The following is a 3,923-nucleotide window of genomic DNA, read 5'->3' as shown; positions in this document are numbered from 1 at the left end:
CCGAAGACGAAGGTGCCGGTCTGCGGATCGAACAGATGGGCGTAGCCCTCTCGCTGGGCCTCGATGAAGCGCTCCATCGCGTCCCGCAGGGCGACGGCCTGCGGGACGTCGCGGATCTCGGGCTGCAGGAGCGCGCCGATCGCCCTCGCCAAGGCGGCCGTCAGGTTGGCGTTGTCGCCGAAGATGATGGTGACCACGCGTTGATCGAGCAGCCCCATAATGGCGGCTTGCCGAGACGGATCGGCATAGGGGGCAAGCGCCCCGTCGAAATGGAGCGCCCCGTAGCCATCGCGACGGAGAATGTTGCCTTTTCGGCCGTTGTCTTCCTCCTTCAGCCATCCCTTCTCGAGGAGTGCCTGCCAGATCGCCTGACCGTCACGCTCGCCGAAGGTGTCGATAACGCGGCGTCGCTCGATGGATTCCAGCAGCGGGCCGCGGCGCTGCCCGCCGTCGAACCCCATGAAATTCGAAAGCAATCCCTTCGCGGCGAGGTTAGGATCGCGTTGATCGGCGCGAAGTGTCGCGACCGCGCGCGCGAGTCCTTCTAAAGCAGCCTCTCGGGAGAGATAGGGATTGTTCGCGTGACCTGCGGCGATGTTGGCCAGCAGCTCGATCCAGGCGCCGATTGCCGTGAGTTGCGTGAAGTCGCGGAGGAAGAGTCCGTTTGCCGGCTCTTGATTCCAGCCCTCGACCGGGTAACCGGAAGCCGGTTCGATGATGCGGTGCGCCGGATCGATGTAGCTGAAGGCGTTGTTCAGCAGACGCCGCATGTGTCGATGCTGTTGCGGCACCCCGGGGTTATCGAAGTTGCTGCGCTCGCCCGGATGCGCTTCCTCGGCACCGCCGGGCGCTGCTGCAGCGGGGGCTACCGGCGCGCACAAGATCAGTGCAGCCAGAAGGGAACACAACCCGTAACTCTTTTTGATCATAGACATCGGGCGTCAACTCTCACCAATAGAAGTCCCGATGCGTCGGGATCGCGTACGTCGCTTCGGGACACGACGACGAAGGCACGGCGCCGCCATGGCGGATATCGCGTGAATAGCGAGGGCACTTGGTTTTTCGCCGCATTGCGCACCCTGCTTTCCGAAAAACACACGCGCGCTCGGTATAGAATGCGCCGAGCCATTCGACGGAGACAACACCATGCCGGTCTACGAGTTTTACTGCCCCGACTGCCATGCCATCTTCAATTTCTTCTCGCGTCGGGTCGATACCGCGACGCATCCGGCGTGTCCGCGCTGCGGACGGCCGGAACTCGGGCGCCAAGCGAGCCTGTTCGCGATTAGCCGCGGGCGCGCGGAGGGCGGCGAGGACGCGGGAGACGACGATCTGCCCGCAGGCATGGACGAGGCGAAGTTGATGAACGCCTTCGCCTCGATGGCCGGCGAGCTGGAGAATCTTGATCAGGACGACCCGAAGCAGGCGGCGCAGACGATGCGTAAGCTGTTCGAGGCGACGGGCCTGAAGCTCGGCGACGGGATGGCCGAGGCGATCCGCCGCATGGAGGCGGGCGAGGATCCGGATCAGATCGACGCGGAGCTCGGCGACGTGCTCGACTCCGAGGATCCTTTCGGCGCAGGCGGGGCCTCACGGACCTCGGAGGCACTCAAGCAGTTGAGACGCGATCTCCTGCCGGCCGCACGCGACGACACCTGGTACCCCCTGCAGGCTCCAGCGGAGGATTCGCGGAGCGGGTCGCCTTCCTGAGGACCGCGGCGCCGGGCCCGCCCTATGCAGGGGTCCGATGCCCCATGCTACACTCCGAGCGGTACTTGTAACCCGCGAACCTCGGCAAGGATATGACCAAGCAGAAGACCTACCTCGTGATCTCGGCACTCGGCGAAGACCACCCGGGTATCGTCAACCAGATTTCCAAAACCGTGCTCGAGCACGGTTGCAACATCGAGGACAGCCGGATGACGGTCCTCGGCGGCGAGTTTGCGGCGATCCTCCTGGTCGAAGGCAAATGGAACACGCTGGCCAAGATCGAGAATGCCCTCCCGGAGCTCGAGCGCCAGCTCGGGATGACGATCATCTCCAAACGCACCGGCGAGCGCGCCACGGGCCGAAGTCTGCTCCCGTATGCGGTCGACGTCATCTCGATGGACCATCCGGGGATCGTCAACAACCTCGCCGGCTTCTTTGCCGAGCGCAAGATCAACATCGAGGACATGTCGACCTCCACCTATGCCGCCGCCCACACCGGAACCACCATGTTCGCGGTGCACATGACGGTCGGGATCCCGTCCGACATGCATATCGCCGGTCTGCGCGAGGAGTTCATGGATTACTGCGACGGGCTGAACCTCGACGCCGTGCTCGAGCCGATCAAGGGCTGAGCCCCATCCGCCGTACAGGTGCGCCGGACGGTGTCTGTAAAACATCTCCGGCCGCCACCAAGTCCGCGTGACTTGATCATCACTTGAGTGTGGAGGCACCCAGCATGAGCGTCGCGATCGGCGAAACCATTCCGGATATCGAGCTGCCCGCCACTGGCGAGAAGAGCGTCAAGCTCTCGGACTACCGCGGCAAGAATCTCGTCCTCTATTTCTACCCCAAGGCCAGCACGCCGGGCTGCACGCAGGAAGGCCAGGACTTTCGCGATGCGGCGGATGCCTTCGCGGCGGCCGACACGCAGATCCTCGGCGCCTCGCGCGACGGCATCAAGGCCCAGGAAAACTTCAAGGCCAAACAGTCCTTCCCTTTCGATCTGCTCTCCGACAAGGACGAGGCGCTCTGCAAGGCCTTCGATGTCATCAAGATGAAGAAGATGTACGGCAAAGAGAGCCTCGGGGTCGAGCGCAGTACCTTCCTGATCGACGCCGAGGGCGTGCTGCGCGAGGAATGGCGCGGGGTCAAGGTGAAGGACCACGTCGCCGCCGTGCTCGCCGCGGCTCAGCGACTCAACGCCGGCTAGGTCGCGCCTCGCGGTGCCTCGGCCATCCGTGCGGAGGTCGCGGCACCCCGTATCCACACAGGATCGAACCCGGCCCGCGCGTCGCCCGGCGATGCCGACCGCTGCCGAGCTGCCTTGCCGAGAGGCCCAGATCCCCTCCCCCACCTGATCGATCGCCGCTGCCGAGTGCTCCGGCGCGGCGCTCCGGTAGCCGACATCCATGATCAAACGCGAAAACGACAAGACCTGCCTGTTCGTCCTCGACACCAACGTGCTGATGCACGACCCCACGGCCATCTTTCGGTTTCAGGAGCACGACATCTTTCTGCCGATGATCGTGCTCGAGGAGCTCGATCACGGGAAGAAGGGGTTGTCAGAGGTGGCGCGCAACGTCCGCCAGGTCAGTCGGTTTCTCGATCAGCTCATGTCCGACGCGGACAAGGACGAGATCGACGCGGGCCTTCTGATCGGCCCGGTTTCGGCAGGCGGCGGCATCGCTCACCCGTCCACCGGTCGGCTTTTCTTTCAGACCGAGCTGCTCGATCTGAAGCTGCCGGCGTCGCTGCCGGGCAGCGGAGCCGACAACAACATCCTGGGCACCGCTCAGGCGCTGAGCAAGCTACGGACCGATCGCCAGGTCATCATCGTCTCGAAAGACATCAACCTGCGCATCAAGGCGGCGGTGCTCGGCATCCCGGCGGAGGACTACTCCAACGATCAGGTCCTCGACGACGTCAACCTGCTTTACACGGGCATGGAGGCGCTCCCGGAGGATTTCTGGGAGCACCACGAGAAGTCGCTCGATGCATGGAAGGAGGAGGGCCGCACGCTGTACCGAATCGCCGGGCCGGACATCGCGGACTGGTATCCCGCCGAGTGTCTCTATCTGGGCGAGGACGGCGCCTTCGAGGCGATCGTGCGCGAGAAACGCACCGAGACCGAGGCCGTCATCGAGCTGGTCGACGATTACCGCATCCCGCGCCACGGCGTCTGGGGCATCACGGCGCGCAACCGCGAGCAGAAC

Annotated in this window: 4 protein-coding genes and 1 pseudogene; 4 read left to right on the top strand and 1 reads right to left on the bottom strand. The window is 64.4% G+C overall.

What is annotated here, in order from left to right; all coding sequences use genetic code 11:
- A pseudogene (locus GPT33_RS17590) lies at nucleotides 1-935 on the bottom strand (hypothetical protein); the annotation flags it as partial.
- Nucleotides 936-1,146: 211 nt separating this feature from the next.
- Between GPT33_RS17590 and GPT33_RS17585 the strand changes: the two are divergent.
- The 4 genes from GPT33_RS17585 to GPT33_RS17570 form a co-directional block, all read left to right on the top strand.
- Entirely contained in the window at nucleotides 1,147-1,710 is a 564-nt protein-coding gene (locus GPT33_RS17585) for a zinc ribbon domain-containing protein (RefSeq protein ID WP_296811642.1), read from the top strand.
- Nucleotides 1,711-1,802: 92 nt separating this feature from the next.
- The gene (locus tag GPT33_RS17580; RefSeq protein WP_296811639.1) at nucleotides 1,803-2,342 is read left to right on the top strand and encodes a glycine cleavage system protein R; all 540 of its coding nucleotides are present in this window, start codon (nucleotides 1,803-1,805) and stop codon (nucleotides 2,340-2,342) included.
- 104 nt (nucleotides 2,343-2,446) lie between these two features.
- Nucleotides 2,447-2,920 (top strand): peroxiredoxin, encoded by a 474-nt coding sequence (locus GPT33_RS17575; protein WP_296811637.1) that lies wholly within the window; start codon nucleotides 2,447-2,449, stop codon nucleotides 2,918-2,920.
- Between the two features lie 199 nt (nucleotides 2,921-3,119).
- On the top strand, nucleotides 3,120-3,923 hold an 804-nt coding region (locus tag GPT33_RS17570; RefSeq protein ID WP_296811632.1), incomplete at its 3' end, for a PIN domain-containing protein.

It is taken from the genome of Thiocapsa sp., assembly GCF_011390875.1.
Taxonomy (GTDB): Bacteria; Pseudomonadota; Gammaproteobacteria; order Chromatiales; family Chromatiaceae; genus Thiocapsa.
This window is presented reverse-complemented; position numbering and strand designations above follow the sequence as displayed.

What these genes read in the sequence shown, in the direction of transcription:
- GPT33_RS17585 (WP_296811642.1), top strand. Translation starts at nt 1,147, where the DNA reads ATGCCGGTCTACGAGTTTTACTGCCCCGACTGCCATGCCATCTTCAAT.
- GPT33_RS17575 (WP_296811637.1), top strand. Translation starts at nt 2,447, where the DNA reads ATGAGCGTCGCGATCGGCGAAACCATTCCGGATATCGAGCTGCCCGCC.
- GPT33_RS17580 (WP_296811639.1), top strand. Translation starts at nt 1,803, where the DNA reads ATGACCAAGCAGAAGACCTACCTCGTGATCTCGGCACTCGGCGAAGAC.